16 protein-coding genes and 1 pseudogene are annotated in these 17,982 nt (G+C 42.3%); 1 reads left to right on the top strand and 16 read right to left on the bottom strand.

Annotated features, from left to right (window positions below; genetic code table 11):
* Window positions 1–148: 148 nt before the first annotated feature.
* Entirely contained in the window at window positions 149–1,552 is a 1,404-nt protein-coding gene (locus tag PRK60_RS03805; protein ID WP_102169243.1) for a C69 family dipeptidase, read from the top strand.
* A 238-nt stretch (window positions 1,553–1,790) separates the two neighbouring features.
* On the opposite strand, the gene PRK60_RS03800 is transcribed toward PRK60_RS03805, so the two are convergent.
* The 16 genes and pseudogenes from PRK60_RS03800 to PRK60_RS03725 form a co-directional block, all read right to left on the bottom strand.
* Window positions 1,791–2,648, bottom strand: coding sequence for a transporter substrate-binding domain-containing protein (locus PRK60_RS03800; protein ID WP_102169242.1), 858 nt, complete (start codon window positions 2,646–2,648; stop codon window positions 1,791–1,793).
* 15 nt (window positions 2,649–2,663) lie between these two features.
* Complete coding sequence (locus PRK60_RS03795; protein WP_102169241.1) at window positions 2,664–3,404, bottom strand: amino acid ABC transporter ATP-binding protein; 741 nt, start codon at window positions 3,402–3,404, stop codon at window positions 2,664–2,666.
* Between the two features lie 17 nt (window positions 3,405–3,421).
* Entirely contained in the window at window positions 3,422–4,099 is a 678-nt protein-coding gene (locus tag PRK60_RS03790) for an amino acid ABC transporter permease (protein WP_003717460.1), read from the bottom strand.
* A complete protein-coding gene (locus PRK60_RS03785; RefSeq protein ID WP_102169240.1) occupies window positions 4,080–4,739 on the bottom strand; it encodes an amino acid ABC transporter permease in 660 nt (219 codons plus the stop codon). The genes PRK60_RS03790 and PRK60_RS03785 overlap by 20 nt, the downstream gene beginning before the upstream one ends.
* Window positions 4,740–5,073: 334 nt before the next feature.
* Window positions 5,074–5,259, bottom strand: coding sequence for a hypothetical protein (locus PRK60_RS03780; RefSeq protein WP_102169239.1), 186 nt, complete (start codon window positions 5,257–5,259; stop codon window positions 5,074–5,076).
* The gene (gene gtfB, locus PRK60_RS03775; protein WP_273646346.1) at window positions 5,243–6,586 is read right to left on the bottom strand and encodes an accessory Sec system glycosylation chaperone GtfB; all 1,344 of its coding nucleotides are present in this window, start codon (window positions 6,584–6,586) and stop codon (window positions 5,243–5,245) included. Before gtfB ends, PRK60_RS03780 begins: the two co-directional genes overlap by 17 nt.
* Window positions 6,579–8,114: an accessory Sec system glycosyltransferase GtfA gene (gene gtfA, locus PRK60_RS03770; RefSeq protein WP_273646345.1), complete on the bottom strand. Its 1,536-nt coding sequence runs from the start codon at window positions 8,112–8,114 to the stop codon at window positions 6,579–6,581. The genes gtfB and gtfA overlap by 8 nt, the downstream gene beginning before the upstream one ends.
* A gap of 20 nt (window positions 8,115–8,134) precedes the next feature.
* Window positions 8,135–10,502: pseudogene (gene secA2, locus PRK60_RS03765) on the bottom strand (accessory Sec system translocase SecA2).
* Entirely contained in the window at window positions 10,499–11,401 is a 903-nt protein-coding gene (gene asp3 / locus PRK60_RS03760; protein WP_178695744.1) for an accessory Sec system protein Asp3, read from the bottom strand. Before asp3 ends, secA2 begins: the two are co-directional and overlap by 4 nt.
* Window positions 11,402–11,405: 4 nt before the next feature.
* Complete coding sequence (gene asp2 / locus PRK60_RS03755; protein ID WP_273646344.1) at window positions 11,406–12,395, bottom strand: accessory Sec system protein Asp2; 990 nt, start codon at window positions 12,393–12,395, stop codon at window positions 11,406–11,408.
* Window positions 12,396–12,405: 10 nt separating this feature from the next.
* Entirely contained in the window at window positions 12,406–13,293 is an 888-nt protein-coding gene (locus PRK60_RS03750) for an IS3 family transposase (RefSeq protein WP_260846181.1), read from the bottom strand.
* An 8-nt stretch (window positions 13,294–13,301) separates the two neighbouring features.
* A complete protein-coding gene (locus tag PRK60_RS03745; protein ID WP_102169382.1) occupies window positions 13,302–13,835 on the bottom strand; it encodes a helix-turn-helix domain-containing protein in 534 nt (177 codons plus the stop codon).
* A gap of 32 nt (window positions 13,836–13,867) precedes the next feature.
* A complete protein-coding gene (locus PRK60_RS03740) occupies window positions 13,868–14,440 on the bottom strand; it encodes an accessory Sec system protein Asp2 (protein WP_273646343.1) in 573 nt (190 codons plus the stop codon).
* A gap of 11 nt (window positions 14,441–14,451) precedes the next feature.
* Window positions 14,452–15,972, bottom strand: a complete 1,521-nt coding sequence (gene asp1, locus PRK60_RS03735; RefSeq protein WP_102169234.1) for an accessory Sec system protein Asp1 — start codon at window positions 15,970–15,972, stop codon at window positions 14,452–14,454.
* Window positions 15,973–15,974: 2 nt separating this feature from the next.
* Window positions 15,975–17,168, bottom strand: coding sequence for an accessory Sec system protein translocase subunit SecY2 (secY2, locus tag PRK60_RS03730; RefSeq protein ID WP_102169233.1), 1,194 nt, complete (start codon window positions 17,166–17,168; stop codon window positions 15,975–15,977).
* 231 nt (window positions 17,169–17,399) lie between these two features.
* Window positions 17,400–17,957, bottom strand: coding sequence for a hypothetical protein (locus PRK60_RS03725; protein ID WP_273646342.1), 558 nt, complete (start codon window positions 17,955–17,957; stop codon window positions 17,400–17,402).
* Window positions 17,958–17,982 lie beyond the last annotated feature (25 nt).

The following is a 17,982-nucleotide window of genomic DNA, read 5'->3' as shown; positions in this document are numbered from 1 at the left end:
TTTTCTAGTGCACGGCAAAAGAATTCACTGGGTGAAATTTTCACTGCTAATCTAAGCGGTGTATAATTAAGAAAGAATGTTAGTGAGCAACCGTTATTTTGAGAACAATTTGGTACTCACACTTAATTAATTAAAAGGGGTTTTAAAGATGCCAAACAAATTATCCGCTTGTACGAGTATTTTGATTGGAAAAAAAGCCAGTATTGATGGCTCAATTATGATTGGTCGAAACGAAGACGCTAAAGCCGCATGGCCAAAGCACATGGTCGTTCACCCTCACGGTGCTGTGCCACGTAAATTCATTTCAAAAGAAACTAAATTGGAACTTGAACTTCCTGATGACAGTGCCCGCTACTCCGCTACACCTGAATGGACTGATAAGTACGGGTTATTTGAAGAGGACGGAATTAACGAGTACAACGTTGCAATGAGCGCAACCGAAAGCGCCTATTCCAATAGTCTGGTTTTAGGTGCTGATCCACTAGTCAAGAACGGCCTGAACGAAGAAGCAATGGTAACCGTTGTTTTGCCATTCATTAAAACTGCTCGTGAAGGAGTTCTCCGTCTTGGTAATTTAATCGCCAAATACGGAACGGGCGAAACTAACGGTGTCCTGTTTGCTGACGATAACGAAGCTTGGTACTTTGAAAGCGGTGCTGGCCATTACTGGGTTGCCCAGCGAATTCCTGATGATTGTTATGCGGTTGTTGCTAACCAATTAGCAATCCAAGAAATTGATTTTAACGACCCAGATAACTTCATGTTCCATCCTGGGATTCAGGAATTCGTTGAAAAGAACCATCTTAATCCAGATCCAACGACATTTAACTTTCGTAAAATCTTCGGAACAGCTGACCGGTCGGATGCAATTTATAGTGAACCACGGGTTTGGATCGGTCATCAAATGTTCAGTCCTCGTCAAGCTAGTGCTGAAACACCAGAATCAACTGAATTACCATTCTTGATGAAGCCGGATCGCCTTCTTTCAGTGATTGATGCACAAAACTACTTGAGCAATCACTATGAGGGAACCGAATTTGATCCGTTGACGAGCAGTCCGAATGCCCACAAATACCGGCCAATCAGCTTGGCAAAAACTCAAGAATCACATATTCTCCAAACCGGCCGTAAGGGTCCAGATATTCACTGGCTCGCCATGGGGGTGGCTAATGAAAGTACCTATGTTCCATTCTTTAACGGGATTACCAAGTTGCCAGCCGCCTATGGTCGAGGAAAACTACCGGCCCAATTAAATTCCGCTTACTGGATCTTCAAACATGCCAGTGTTCTGGTTGATAGTCACCTTCATGACTTTCTTCCCCTACTACGGGATGTTCAAAAGGAACGGAACGCCGCTGCACAAAAGTTAATTCGCGAAACTGATACTAAGGCAGCTGCATTGCAAGGGGATGCATTAACCAACTACTTAAACGAACAAAGTGACAAATTTGCTAACGATACCCTAACCGCATACCGCAACCTCGCAATGGAGTTAATTACGAAGATGACTGATTACTGCGAGTTAAACTTTAAGACGGATGAAAATTTGTAATTAGTATTATATTCAAACTGAAAAACCAGCAACACCAATTACGATGTTGCTGGTTTTTGTGTTGGAGATTGTTCTAGGTAGTAGAGTCAGGATCTGCTAGAGCTAATGTTCTAATGCAACATTGCCGAAACGTGCTTCGCCCGAGTTCCCTAGAGCTAGCAACCTCTCTCCTAGGCGCAAGTCGCCTTCGTCGAGGGAAATTGCTAGCTTTCCGGGAACTCTTTGGGGCGAAGACACTCTACTTATTATTCAACACAATATCCGATGGCTTTACTTCACTACCGAAGTAAGGCTTGAGTTGGCTATTGTAATCTTTAGTAAAGAAGTCTTCCTTATTTAACTTGGTGATTTCTTTATTACTCCAATCGAGGAGGGACTTGTTCCCCTTCTTTACGGCTGGAGAGATGTATTGCTTAGGACCGATACTCTTAATACCAACAGTGTACTTAGGATTATTCTTTACCCAAGCGTAAAGGTATGAGTTGTCATCGGCAAGTGCTGCGGCCCGGTTATTCTTCAGGGCGTTGAATTGTTGGGTCTTCGAATCAAACTTCAATAGTTGAACACCTGGTTGCTTACTAGTGAAGTAGTTTTCAGCGGTGGTTCCCTTAGTAACGATGACCTTCTTGCCTTTTAATTGACTAACCTTAGTGATTGCCTTCTTCTTTGGCGAAACAACCCCAACGGATACTTTCATGTAAGGCTTAGCAAAGTCAACAACCTTCTTCCGCTCAGGGGTAACAGTGAAGTTAGCTAAAACGATATCGGCTTTATTAGAATTCAACGTATCAACCCGGTTGTTAGCGTTAACTTGAATAAACTTTGGCTTAACACCAAGATCCTTCGCCATCCGCCGTGCCAATTCAACATCGTAACCAACACGCTTACCATCCTTGTTCACCCAGCCATATGGTGGCAAATCACCAAAGACGGCAACTCGTAAAGTCCCCCGCTTCTTAATTGCAGAAACGGAACTAGAATCACTCGCGGCATTTACGGTGGCTGGCTTAAGGTAACTTGAACCAGCGAGCAAGGCTACTGCTCCTGCTACAGCAACAGCACCGGCAATAATCTTTTTCCAATTAATCTTCAACATATCAATTCTCCCTTTCTAAAACTCCATGCTTGATAAGAATTCTTCTGCTCGAGCAGTTTGCGGATGTTCAAAGAACTGCTTCCCTGGTGTCTCCTCTAAAATTCGACCGTTTTCCAGGAAGAGAACTTGATCCGCAATCTGTGCCGCAAAATTCATTTCATGAGTAACAATAATCATCGTCATGTGATCCCGATCAGATAACTCCTTAATAATCTCGAGAACCCCCCGCACCATTTCTGGGTCGAGGGAAGCAGTGACCTCATCGAAAAGCATTAGTTCAGGATGCATCGCTAATGCCCGGACAATTGCAATTCGTTGCTTTTGACCACCTGACAACTGACGAGGATATGAATTTGCTTGGTCTGCCAGATCAACCCGTTCCAATAGGGTCATTGCTTCTTTCTTAACCTCTTCCCGATTCCGCTTCTGGACCTTTGTCGGTGCTAAGAGGATATTATCCAAAACAGTCAAGTTCGGGAATAAGTCGTAACTCTGAAAAACCATTCCGATCTTTTGGCGCAACTCCTGCCATTCCTTTGGTGAAGGGTTAACCTTATTTCCCTTGAAATAGATGCTCCCATCCCGAAAAGGTTCCAGACCATTCAGGGTTCGGATCAACGTACTCTTTCCAGAACCAGAAGGGCCTAGTAACGTCACAACCTCGCCCTTCTTCAATTCAAAGTTAATGTCATGAAGAGCTTGCCAATCACCATAAAACTTATTTAAATGTTCAACTTTAAGAATTTCTTCTGCCATATTACCACCTACTAAAATTAATGCTCTTCTTTTGCAGTGAGATGCTTTGCCCAGAGAGATAATGGGTAGTCAACAATGAAGTAGAGGATGAAAATCAGACCATATACCCAGAAAATACCGGTTGGGTGCGTTTGGTTATTTGCTTCGATGATCTGTTGACCAACATTGATGACATCCATAACACTAATCATCAGCAATAGCGAGGTTGTCTTAATCACCCGCGTTGCTAAGTTGATTGTTGCCGGGAGTTCCAGCTGGATTGCTTGGGGCAACAGGACATAACGGAATAATTGCCATTGGTTCAACCCCAATGCTAATCCTGACTCACGCTGGTGTTTAGGAACCGATTCAAGCGCTCCTCGAACAATATCGCTAAATTCAGCTGCAACCCACAAGGAGAACGCCAGAACTGCCATCCAGGTTGCCGGCAAATTAACATTAAACTGTCGCGGTAAAATGTAGTAAACCAGGAACAAGAGAACTACTGTCGGCACAATCCGAAAGAACTCGAGGTAAAGAAGCAGGATAAACCGAATAATTCGACTAGGCAGGGTTCTTAAAAGACCGAAGATGGTTCCCAGTAACAAGCCAATTGCTAACGAAACAACCGCAATCCAAACCGATGTCCACAGCCCACCCATTAACCGGGCAAAGTTTGTTCCTTCAAATAAAACACTAATTCCCGAATGAGCCATACCGAACCCTTCTTTCAAGCCAGTCAAGCAGTAAGATTACCGGGATCAAGATAATTGCGTAGGCGATTACCAACACAAACAAGTACTCGTTTGACCGGTAGTACATTCCAATCAAGTCAAGAGCCGTATTGGTCAGCTCTGGAATTGCAATTACGGAAAAGATTGACGTTTCCTTGATTAGGAAAATGATGTTCGCCGCTAAAGCCGGAACGCTTAATGACAATCCCTGCGGAAGAATAACGTACCGTGCAAGCTGATACTGATTCATCCCTAGTGCTTCACCAGCATCAATCTGGGTTTGGCTAACCCCATTAAAACCACCGGTAAATCCTTCGGCCATGTATGCCCCGCCAAGGAAAATCAACCCAATAATCCCACAGGTCTCAGCCGTCATTTTAATCCCCATTACCGGAAAGGCATAGTATAAGAAAAATAGCTGAATTAGTAATGGAGTGTTCCTTGCAACCTCAACGTAAACGTTAAGAACCTGCCGGAGACCTGGAACCCGAAAATACTGTACTAAACTGGTGATAATTCCAACAATGATTGAGCCGACAATCCCAACTAGCGAAAGCCAAAGAGTTAATTTGAACCCTTGGACAAAGTTAGGGAGACTCTGCTGGATAATCGTCCAATCCATATAAAGATCATCCTCTCTTTTCTTTTACCGCGAAGTGAAAAAAGGCTTACAATTCAAATTCAGAATTGTAAGCCTAGTTTGTTAATAATCAATCTAAAAATAGCTTGATTACCTTTGATTTTACTAGAATACAAATTACTGAATTTTAATCACGCCAAAAAACTTGTTACAAGCAACGCAACAAGCAGAACAGAATTCATTTGGCATGACATTATTCAGCATAATCTGTACTCCCTTCGTGATGAATTAATTAAATTCTACCCGATAATAGCTAAAAGTCAATAGAATATCCTAACTTTTTGTAAGTTATCAATTGAACAAGGTCTCGTTTTAGCTAGAAAATACTTACCAACGAGGTTAGCAGAACAATAATCAGGATAATCCCCATAATGATCTTGGCCGGACTAAACTTTTCAGGTTTCTTAGCGTACGCTTTTCGGTGTTCCTTTTCAACGTGGTTCAACCGGTCAAGGGCATGTTTCTCTACCATTGATTCATTATCTTTATCTTGCTTTGCCATTTGTCAACGCTCCAATCACTTCTTTGTACTGTTCAACAGTCGCATCATTAGCATGTTCACGCTGGGTATCGATTAGTTTCTCCATCAATGCTGGCTTAAGCAACGCTGTCAAAATCGTTTGGGTCATTTCTTTGGCCTGGTTTTGATCAAAAATATTTTGTGGCGCAACAAATTGCGGTTCATGCAAGGTGTCCTTAAAGCCAAGGATTAACATGTTTTGTTCAAACGCTGCCCGGACACTATCAAGGATTTCACTCCCCCGGTTAATATCAAGGTAGACGTCACAATCTTTCAATAATTGCAAAGCCCGTTGACGGCTAACGTTTGGATAAACCGTTACATTTGGTCGTTCACCAAATGCGAGGAGCTTCCCGGACATTTCAGTCACCGCAGCAATATGGAATTGAATATTTGGCATTGCCCGCACTAATTCATCTAAATGATCAATTTGGTCAGAATTAGTCATAATGAGAATGCTTGGTTGTAGCTTATTCCCCCGTGGGTGCGGGTAAATCATCCCCAAATATTGGAGAACGTCAACATTACCAGTACCATTAGGGAATAATTCCCGTCGACGCATCCAATCACGATGACGTTGGAAAACAATATGCTTTGTCCTCGTCTTCTTATCCAGCAAGTACTGCATATTCCCGGGGATCTTTGCGCCAGTATCTTCATTCCAGAAGAGCGTATCTGAACCATTAGCTGGTAATTGATCCATTACCCATAACGGGTAGCTAAGGGAATTATAGAAGATGTGATCAAGGTTATACTTTCGTAACTGAAGGTAGAATGTGACGAACTGCGGTAATGAAGTAAAGTGGCGGTGAATCTTCTTGGTATCTAAGAAAATATCGCCAGCGGTAAGGTTCCACTCAATCACAATTTTGCCGTGATTATCAAAATACTTCCGGTACTTTGCCTGACCATTCTCATAGTAGGTTTTAGCAAATAAGTGCCCATGATTATTGTAATGGTCGACCCATGAAACCGGACCAATATCATCAGACCAGCGAACTTCCTTCACTAGCCGCGTATTGTTTGTAGAACTATAAAAGATCTGGGCCTTTCTCTTATCTAAATCATAAATCCGGCCTTCAGAGGCTGTACTCAAGATCCGCCAATAATACGGAATCTTAAGCTGATCAAAGTACAACGGATCATGGTTATCAGTCAAATTACAGAAATACTTAAACGGCGAATCAACATCGTCAGGCAAGAAGCCATCATCAACCATCGCTACTGACGGAATCTTGATCTTTGCCGTTTTTTGTGAAAAGAGGAAGTCACGAGAACTGCCATCATATTTTTCAAATAGGTTAATCATGTTTTAATTCCTCCAATAGCTTTCCCCACCGCTTAGCAACGTTATCGGTGAGGTATGGTTCCGCAAGGTCATAGGAGTGCTGGATGAATTTCTCCTGATCAGCGGTGGTAAAGAGTTTGATAACTGCATCAGCTAAGAGGTCAACCTTCTTATCATCGCTCCAATCTTGAGTATACGGTAATAAGTAACCGTTCTTGCCATCATCAATGAAGGTCTGGTTACCATATGGCACGTCAAACCCGATCATCGGCAATCCTGACCCAACTGCTTCCAGAAGACTCAAGCCAAAGCCCTCGCTAGTAGAACCAGCAATATAGGCTGCATAATTCTTATAAACATCGGTAAGGTCATGTTGCCCCATCAACCGAATATAATCATTTGCATGGTACTGGTTGATTAGCTCAGTCAGCCGGCCCATTTCGCCACCCTGACCGTAGATATCCAAGGTAACGTCTGGAACTTCCTTATGTGCCTTAGCAACTGCCTTTACTAACCAGTCAATATGCTTTTCAGTAGCTAACCGCGAGGCAGTAATTAGTGAATGCGGCTTCCGCTTAGTGGTTGGCTTCGTCAACTTCTGCAGGTTTCCCACTGGAATAGTAGTAACGTTCGGTATCACGTTCTGGTATTGCTTAAATTGCTTGGATAACAGTTCACGCTGCTTATCAGTGGCCACGATGAAACTAGCAACATCCTTTGTATGGGTAAACTGGTACTCGTAGAAGTTATTCCACAAAACATTCTTCTTGTTAGTATAGTGTTCATCATAGTGATCTGCATGGACAACAATTACTAACTTAGCCGGATTATGATGTTCAAAAATTAACTGACCATTAATCAGAATGTTTCCATCATCCTCACGGTCAAGAATAATCGTGTCATCCTTCGTCAAGTGAAGTCGTTGTAACATTTCAAGATAAAGATCATTCTTTGAATAATAAATCTGATCAGGAAATTCAAAGATTTCATACTTTCCCCGAAGATGTTGAGTGTAAGCAACACTGCCGTCCTCATTATAGAAGTCACGGTAAACTACATGGTTGCCGTTCTTTTCGCCGCTATAATATTCGGTCGCGTATTTCGTGTACGAGTAGAAATCACGTTTTACCATTGCGCCATTGGCAACATAGGAAACCTGATCAATTGTCTTCTTTTCGGGATCATGGAAGCGAACATTGATCGATAGTCCTTCTTCATCAGAAGTGTAGAAGTAATTCTTGCCCCCATTGATCTCCTTACAGCTAAAGCTCCGGTCTTTAAGGTTAATATCATCCGCAAACTTACTCAGAGGATAGTCTGATGGTGCGATTTTTACATCAGTAAAGAAATTGTAGAACCAAATGATCTCATCGTCAGAATAACCAAGGTTTTTCGTTAAGTCCTCAATGTTGTTTGCCAAGATTAGATCCGAAAAAATAAACTTAGCTGGTATTTTTAATTTTCGTAATGATTGGGCGCGGTAAGCCTGGGCGTACTCGACACCGCTGCTTGCCCAACCAATTCCGAGGTTGACATTATATACAGTCATCTAATCGTCCTCCCGTTTACCTAGTTGAAACTAACCACTAGTTGGTTCTTCTTATTTAACTTAATCCGACTAAGCAGCAAGTTATCAACCGCTTTTTTCCGTGCTTCACGTAGCATGTTTTTGTATGATTCAAAGGCTTTTACTTGATAAATATAACCGGGATCACGACCAGAAAGTGACCATGGCTCAACAATGATCCGTAAATCATTGAGGTAATTAACCTGATCAGTCCAACAACTATCCAAGGCGGTTAACAATGCAGAACGGTAAAATTGGTTTAACTGTTCCGTATTAATCAGCGTCTTGTATTTATCCTTGAGAATATCTGTACATAAGTTTTCCAGGTACTTTTTCAGTGCCTTACGGTTATACATTAAATTATCGGGAATCTTAACCTCCTGATAAGTAAAATGCTCGTTAATCAAATGTTGCAATTGACTAGGCGACCAGTCCGTCTGGGTATTAAGGAAGTCGTCAATTCCTTCGCTTAACCAGTTACCAACGGTTCGTTCAAGACGGGCATTATTCATCAACTTTTCCCGTTCCTTATAGAATTGGGTTCGTTGAATTCGCAGGGCAACTTCATACTTGTTAGTCTTTTTCCGTGACCGGACTTCACCATCAGCTACCCGGCTCTTTAACATTTCCAGACTTAAGCGAATTCGAGGACTGGTAAGCTCCTTCGGCATTGCCCCTTTACGACGCTTTTCAACTAACTTGCGGTACATCTTTTTAAACCGCTTTGTACTTGCCTTTGCGATATAACTATCTTCCAACGAAATGTAGAATTGGCTGGAACCCGGATCTCCCTGCCGTCCAGCACGACCGGCAAGCTGCAGCTTAACCCGTTCTGGTAACATTTCAGTCCCAATAACAGCAAGACCGCCCTTCTCCTTAACGCCAGGGCCCAACTTAATATCAGTCCCTCGTCCGGCCCATATTAGTTGCGACCGTAACGGCTCCTGGCTGACCAGCGTCCTTAACAATGGCAGCTTCACGGGCAATGTTAAAGGCGTTCAGGACGTTGTGCGGGATTCCGCGGTCAAGTAAGAGTTCTGAAATAATTTCGGAATTTTCCACCGAACCGGCAACTAGCAGAATCGGTCGTCCTGCTTTATGGAGCGTGATTGCGTCATTCAACGCATGCATTAACTTTTCGGAAGTTGTTAAGTAAATCTTTGGCGGATAGTCTTTCCGAATAACTGGCTTATGGGTCGGAATTTGGACAACTTTCATGTTATAGACGTTGATAAATTCGTCTTCATCACCCTTAACCGTCCCACTCATTCCAGAGATCTTATCAAATAGTCCGAATAAACTCGGAAACGTGATTGAAGCAGCTGTTTTTTGGTTATCGGTAACTTTCACGTGCTCCTTTTGTTCAACGGCCTGGTGAAGACCGGTATTAACCTTAACCCCGTTTTTCAGCCGACCATCGGTTTCATCAAGCAGGACAACCTTCCCCTTTTCAACCAGATAGTCGTGACCATTTTTCATGAAGTAGTGAGCCCGCATCGCCAAAGCAATATGACGGTAAACCTCACGACTTTCATCATCATACAGGTTGCGGATCCGGAAATATTGTTCGGCTCGTTGAACCCCGTTATACGTTAACCAGATTGCCTTATCCCGACGACGAACGGTAAAGTCTCGTTTAGGAACCAATGTCCGCACAAAGTCATCACACAGCCGGTAAAGGTTAGACTGAAGCATCGGAGCACTCGCAACAACGAATGGTGAAGTGGCTTGATCCAGCAGGACATCATCCACTTCATCAATAATAACGTAATGGTACGGCCGTAAGTATTGACCATCCTTATTGGCTGCTAAGTTATTGAATAAGTAGTCAAAGGCCAGGTTACTAGCGGTCGTGTAGAGAATATCTGAGTTATACCATTGCCGCTTTTCTTCTGGTCGAACCTTTCGCTCAGGATCATCCTTCGGGAACCCGGTACTTACCGTTAGCCCCATCCATTCATAAACGGGCGCCAACTGTTCTTCATCACGTTGCGCCAAGTAAGCGTTCGGTGTAACTAGGATTGCGCCCTTGCCACTCAACGCATTCAGGTATAAGGCGAGGGTCGCGGTTAACGTTTTCCCTTCACCGGTTTTCATTTCAGCGATGTATCCCTGATTAAGGACAATCGCTCCCATTACCTGAGCATCATACGGGAACATCTTTAGCACCCGCAAATCGGCCTCACGCATAGCTGCAAAAGCACGAGGAAGAATTTGGTCAACAGTCTTACCGTCAGCCAATTGCTTTTGGAGAATCTTAGTTTGTGACTTTAATTCCTCATCACTCATCTTGCGCATCTTGGGAGCCCATTTATTGACTTTCCGCAGTTGGCGCTTAATTTGGTGACGTTCAAAAGCATCAAGAATCATTTAACTTTCACTCCTCCCCATAATCCATTGATTGCGTGAGTAATTGTAATCCAGTCCGGATCAACTAAGTTAGCCGTACTCCACTCGGGAATATCACGACTGGCGTAAATTTCATAGTCAATATGCAATTTGTCATCCTGACTTTCTTCCGTCAGTAGTAGCTGTGTCTTGGGACTAGCCTGGTGAACCTTCCGTAAGACCTTATCTAGGTCAGCAGATGCACTAATTAAGTGTGCATAAAGCTGATTTTTCTGTTCAATCCAATGAACAATTGCATCAGCCAGGTCACCATCATACTGCCACCCAATACTGATGATCTGTAAAGGCAAGCCATTGAGCATCTTGCCAACCGTTTCCCAGGTTTTCTTCACCCGCTTTGGGTCATGCATTACAACAATATTAACCGGCTGATCAGAATCTGAATTAACTGGCTTGTGGAACCATAAATCATTGTGAACGCTACGGGGAAGCTTAGCCGGACAAATTTCAAGCCGTTTAAATTGTAGGCTAGTACACCCCGTATTTACGAGACTAACTTCGTAATGAACGGCCCCCTCTGGAAACGTAAATGCCTTTTCAAGGTTATGAAATTCAAGCCGACTAATTTCATCCCCCTGTCCATTAAAGAAGACGATTCGGGTAAAGAAACCCTGTGCCGGCTCGGACGACGCCTTAATTGAAATTCGGTAGCGCTGGTTAATTCGTAACAATGGTAATTGGGGAACAATCTTATTCGCCTGAAAATTATAGACGGAGCCCCACTTAATAATATCCTTCCCGGGAACCATTAACGGATTATTAAAGTCCACTTCCTTTTTGGCGGAAATCGTTACTTTGGACCCGTTATAGTAGGTATTCCACGATGGTCCCCAATATACTTGGTTAATATAATTCTGCATCTTATTAGCCCTTCCTGCCAAAATCGTTTTGCATTAGTTCCTTTAGTCGACTGACAAACCAGCTAACAACTTCTGGATCGTCATTGTGTCGTCCAGGGAAACCCTTATAAATAAACTGCCGCGCTTTCTTTACTGCACGATTGTTTGATAGATCATGATATGCCAAATTATCGTAGTCATCATCTTTCATGTAAGCGATAAATAACTTCGTATTAGTCAGGTCACATTCAGTAAAGTCTTCCCAGAATGTTTGGTCAATCATATTTAGATCGGCAATGCTTAATTTCTTCGTTAATTGTGAATCAATATCAAAAATTGTATCAAATTCATCTGGACGGTGAAGACGACCACGTAACGCGACGTAACCCAGGTTAGTAATTGGCTTAGAAACAATGATTGCATGAGCTGACAATTCCGCACCATACTTTAGTGCCGGATAAGTTCCCATTGAAATCCCATTCATTACTAACTGATCCTTGGTGAAGCCCAGCTCTTTCAAGTGGGTCATGATCTTTTCTTTGATTAACTCTGAAATTTTAGCGCCGGTGTAGAACTGACCAACTTCAAGCCGGGGATCCGTAAACAGGAGGGATGGGGCATGGACACTTCTGAATAGCGGGTAAGCTTCAAACCCTTCCAATTCACGGGCACCAGAAAAGTAAACATTTAGCGGTGGCTTTAGATCGCCAGGATTAAAGTAAACGCCAACCTCTTCTCTTGTTTGTGGATCAACTAGTCTATCTCCACCAACAATATAATGACCAACACCTCGTCGTGACCAACGAAGGTGCAGGTTACCAAGAATCAGTACCCCTTGACCACGAGCCTCTAACTGAACATTGGTTAACCGACCAACTTCAAGCGGCTTAAGCGGCAAATCTTGTTCATCTGAAGTATCCATATCAAGAATAAATGACTTAGCGGGATCACCATCCCCACCTAACGGACTGTAAAATGCCCGCAACCGATGAAGTGCAACAAAAAAGTTAGACAAAATTGATTATTTAAGCTACCAAGGTATGATTTCGGTATTCAACCGGAGTCATACCTTTTGTTTTTAAGGAGATACGTTGGTAATTAAAGTAATGAATGTATTGAGCTGAGAGTGATTTTAATTCAGCTAAGTCTTTACATGGTGGGAAACCATCTAATAACTCTGTCTTAAACAGGTGAAAGAAACTCTCCATTGGTGCGTTATCATGACAATTTCCCTTACGGGACATACTTTGAATAAAGTGATTATCAGCTAACTTTTGGGTATAGTACCCCAGTTGATAGTGCCACCCCTGATCAGAATGAATAATTGGTTGAGCATTATCAGGCAGCTTTGTACATAGCTCGTTGAGAGTAGCGGTAATCAACTGTCGATCAGGATGTTGACTCAATTGGAAGGCTAAAACTTCCTTACTGGCTTCATCGATAATTGAGGAAATATAAGCCCAACTGTGATTAGCTAAGCGAACTTGAGAAACATCTGTGTGGAGGACTTGATAAGGAATGGTGGCCTGAAATTGTTGTTTTAGTAGATTATCCGCAACTGTGCCCACATTACCTTCATAAGATGAGTATTTACCACTACGGTGGCGATTATACAGTGCCACTTGAACATCTAATTTCGCCATCAACTTGTTCACCGTCATGTCCGCCAAATGAATGCCCATTGCCCGCAGTTTTTGGTTCACGCGACGATAACCGTAGGTCCATCGTCCGCGGACTTGCCCTTCTTTAGCCACGCTAAGAATCACTTGCTTAACACTCGCATATTTATCATGATGGTTAGCGATGCGCTTGCGCTCATCATGGTAAGTAGCCTTAGGAAGGTTGATTTTATGGAGAATGTCACCAATCTTATAGCGATATTTCTTCGGTAGCGATGCTTGATCTGCCCTGATCTGATCAACTATTTGCGTTTTCTCTTTGCCTTGGAGGGTCCGAACAGGGCCAACGATTTTTTTAAGATGTCACGTTCCAATTTTGTGTCATAGAGTTCTTGGCTTTTCTTGGCAAGTTCTTCTTTTAAACGTTCCACTTCAGTCTTATTAGTAAGACGACGAAGTCGTTTCTTAGTATGTTTCACCTTTGACGGCCTACCTTTCGGGTGAGGTTTCAAGGCTTCAATACCATCTCGCTTGAACTGTGACCGCCAAAGTGAAATTTGGCACGCTTGCACGTCAAATCGAGCCGCTACTTTAACCATCGATTCCTCATGAGTTTGGTAGTAGTCTATCACACTCAACTTAAAATCTGCGGTAAGGGTTCGTGGATGACGACGCCGTTTCAAGGCGTCTATCCCACTTAAGCGATATCTTTGAATCCATTTCCTGATCAGTCGGCTACTGATACTGTATTTGCGCCCCAAGGCTCGAGAACTTTGTGGAGTAGTCAGATATTCGTGGACAATTTTAGCTTTAAAGTCAGGTTTGTATTTAGTCATAAAAAGTGCCTCACAATCGTTAGAACTTTTGTCTAACAATTATGAGGCACTTCACGAAGATGTAAGTCATCAGTATTTTGGTGTTCAAGCCAAAACTTAATTACTCGATTTGGGTCAACGTAAAGAGATGGCCGATAATTACCTAACGAACGCCACTCCTCCTTTGTATCAACATTCAGAATCAGGTGACCCTCATCATGGAACTGCATTTCTTGAACGTACCGATCATTAAGCATCAGGCTTTGTGGTGAAATCCGTATTCCCGATTGACCAAAGTAATACTTACTAGGCAAGGTATTAATTAGTGCTTGCGGTTCCTCATTAATTGGCTTGGCTAGTTGGAGACGGAGATATGTTTGCCCCGCAAGACTAATTTGTTCCTTAGCTTCCGGAACATAAAGGACGGTGTAAGGATCAGATAACCACTGCAGCTTTGCCCAATCTTCATCACTCAACTGGGTTGCTCCAGTAATAATAACAACCGTATAGCGGTGTGGCTTTTCCTCTTTTATCAGTCGCGGATAAGCATTATATTCCCACTTAACATCTTTCGGAATCGCGTAATTTACTGACCAATCGCTTGGCCCTAGTTGAAGGACATTCATTAACTCTCACCTCACTTTGCAGTAACTCGTTGCCAAACCTTCAGCATATTCTCTTCTGAATACTGGTTAAGCATTTGAACATCATACGTTAGCGCCATATTCCAATTCTTCAAGCTATCCATGTAGTAACTTAAAGCTACTGGCAGCTGAAGCATATTCTCACAAACAAAGCCATTCTTCCGATCAACAATAGCAGCTGTTCCAACTTGACGAATTTGCGGAATTCCAACATTAATTGTTGCCATTTGAAGGAAACTATCCGGATGTTCTCCCCAGTCAATAACGAGGCGAATCTTATCCAAGGCACTCATCACATCATTATTGTTTGTCCAGCGATGAACCCGAATTTCTAGTTCAGGTGTTTGATCATCCTCATCAGGAAGGGATCGTTTCAGCATTGGTTTTTCCGGCTTTAACTTAAATTCTCCGGGGTGGGCAGCCTTAAGTTCTTCAATCATCTGGTTAGCCAACTGTTCTTTTTCGCTAGTATAGGCAAACATGTACAAAGCCTCTCCCTTAGGATTCTTGAGAAGTCGTTGGTAAACCAATTCGATAATCGGCCGCAGCATGTTGGGATCAACATCTTCCACGAAGACACCGATTCGTTGCTGACTAATCCGCTGACTGTGCCCCAACTTGAACTGGGACGGAAATAGCGGAATTACCCCTGTCTGGATGGCAACCACGTATGATTTCTTTAACATTGCAGACGTTTCTTCTGAATCAACAAGGACCCCTTGATTAGCCTCCCCGCGTAATACTTGGAGTGTTTTTTGGAAGGGATGCCAGCCACTGACTGAATAAACCGGCCGCAATTTAGCAAAGGTTTCATTTTTAACCAGGGAATGATCGTCCATCGTTACGATTAAGTTATCTTCTTTATGAAGATGGGCAAGGAATTGAGTCTCAACGATCTCGGAAACCAAATCTGTCAACCGTGAATATTGAAGTTGCTTAGTAAAGCGTGGCAGATCAGCATTGATTTCTACTTCATTGCTTTGCAAGTGATGTTTGAAGCGCCAATGTCCCTGCTCATCATAATAGGTGTGGAGAACTGGACGCCGATTATTTAGCCGTCTTTCACGAGAAATAAAACCGCGACTGTCAAAATCAAGGATGCGGTTGATTCGTCCCTGTTGATCGTAGTACTCAACGGTAAGGATTTTCCCTTGATTATCAAATGTTACCTTTGCGTAAAGATTATCTTTACGGATCGCATATACCCGAAAGGCGGTGTAGTTAAAGCTAGTATCATCCGGCCAATTAAGATCATGCAGATCAATAATCCGACTAGCAAAGTGATTAACCCCCTGCAAATAATCAAACACAGAAAAGATCTTTGAAGGTGCTAACGCCATTTCGTTCAGTTTAGTCATTAACTGGGGCTGGTAATCAGTTATTACTAATCCTGCTTTATTCTGGGTATTTTGTAACAATTGCATGTGACTCGTTGCATCGTCAAAAGCAATTTTCGGGACAGTTGTCGCCCAGTCTTCCATTAATTCATGCCAAGCTGGTACTAAGTAATCCAAGATTATCCCTCTTTCTTCATTAACTTCTCGTAACGACTTGGGAACAGCAAGGTCAATAATTGATCCTTAATCCCAGTCATAAACATAACCAACATAACAATGTTCATTGGGATAACAGCAAAACCAGCAAATTTCCCCAATAGCTGATTGCCAAGCAATCCTAGTGTCAATTGAATGGCGTTCAGAAGTGCTCCCCAGAATGAGACCCGTAATAACTTTTGTTTCAAGTATTCTTGGGTTGGTTTTCCTGGTCGGATTCCGAGAACGTAATTGTTGCTGTTCCGCAGCTGCTTTGCTTGTTCCTTCGGGTTGAATTGCATAAATGCAAAAAAGTAGAATAACCCAAATGCTAATAATCCGCTAATAATGGCATCAAAGTATACATTAGCAAAGATTGAATCCCTCCCGAGAAGACTTCCGATCATTGTTGGGAACATCAATAAGGCCATCCCGATCATGTACGTCATCATTGCTCCTGAGTTAAGCCCAATTGGCACAATAATCGGTTTGGCGCTACTTGGCATTGATGTATTAATCGTCTTAACCGGGTAATAGGCATGACCAAAGGCGTTCCAGAAAACAATTGCGAGAATTCCGACAAGAATTAAGGCAACGATCCAGAATGCTGGGTGACCTAAAGTAGTAATTCCCTGAACGGCCTTTTTAAGGTTTGGCAGTGACATCGTAACCATGTTAAAAAGAACGATCGTGATCGTCCCACCAATACCAAATTCCATGTTCATGTACCCCATCCAGACAACGAATAAACTACCAGCCGTTAAAATAATTATTACGGCAATCGCTTGCAGGATATCTGAAGTTAGGTGAAGACCAATAACCAGGGTAATGGCCTGAATCAACGTTAAGATTAAGGTCACAAACTGTTGAACCACCATCATCTGGCGCATTGATAAAGAATCCAGACTGAAGAGCTTCATCATCATTAAAAGTTGCATAATCAGCATTGCAATCATCAGCGGGTTTAGTCCGATCATGAACAACGATAGCTTCTGGAAGTTAGCCCCACTCATGAAGCTAACAACGCTCAACGGCGTATTGTTTAATAAATGATGAAACGACTTGGTAAACCGTGCAAACGGAACTGGAATTGACGATCCGAGCATGTAAACCAGTAATGTAAGCAACGTCACCGCAACCCGACGACGCAAATTAGACAACTGAGATGTTTTTCGCATTTTTCACACGCTTTCAAATATATTTCTAGAAATACAGAAATAGTGGTTTTGCTCTTAACGAACTTTCCCCAACAAATAATTAAAATTTGACCACTAAATCTTGCTAACATCTTAATTTTAATGCAAATAGATCATAAATAAAACACTTATTACCATATAAACGAAATTCATGACAAACTAAAAGAGGTCAGGGATTGACTCCAACCTCTTTACTATTTAAAGCTAATAATGTCACGGCTTATTTTTTGCGATCATTCTTAATTTAAAATCAACATCTTGGTACTCATGGTACATTCCGGCATTCAAGTATGCTTTTCGGCATCTCTTTAACCGTTTGATATAAATTTTCTCTAGGATCCGCGGATCATAGCATAAAATGTGAAGAAAAGTAATCTCCTCCTCCAGGCTCCGCAATGGTCGAATGTCTTCTTGGTTTTTGCAATGCGAGAGTCCCTCTTGATTAAGACGATAAATATAATCCTCGTCATCTAAGTAAACAATTTTGCTAGTCTGGAGGTACGTTTTCCAAGTTGTAAATTCATCATCAATTTGGGTATCTTCTGGGCAAAAAATTTGTTTAAGAACTTCTCGCTGAAAAAGTTTTCCCCAAAGAACAGTATAAATTAATTGAAAGAAATCATCCCTGTTAGTATAAGCAAAATCAAACCATTCCCGTGGAGTGAAGATATGCTGACTAACCTTGTGTTCTGGCATGTGAACTAGTAGATGACCATTCCCCTTATAATACTGAAAGTCACTTATTGCGATCTGGCTCCCAGTTGATTTCAAGGCCTCAAATAACTCCTCTAAATAA

Origin of the sequence: Limosilactobacillus portuensis, from assembly GCF_028607025.1 — a bacterium.
Lineage (GTDB): Bacteria > Bacillota > Bacilli > Lactobacillales > Lactobacillaceae > Limosilactobacillus > Limosilactobacillus portuensis.
Note: the sequence above shows the minus strand (reverse complement) of the source record. Positions and strands in the feature narration are given on the sequence as shown.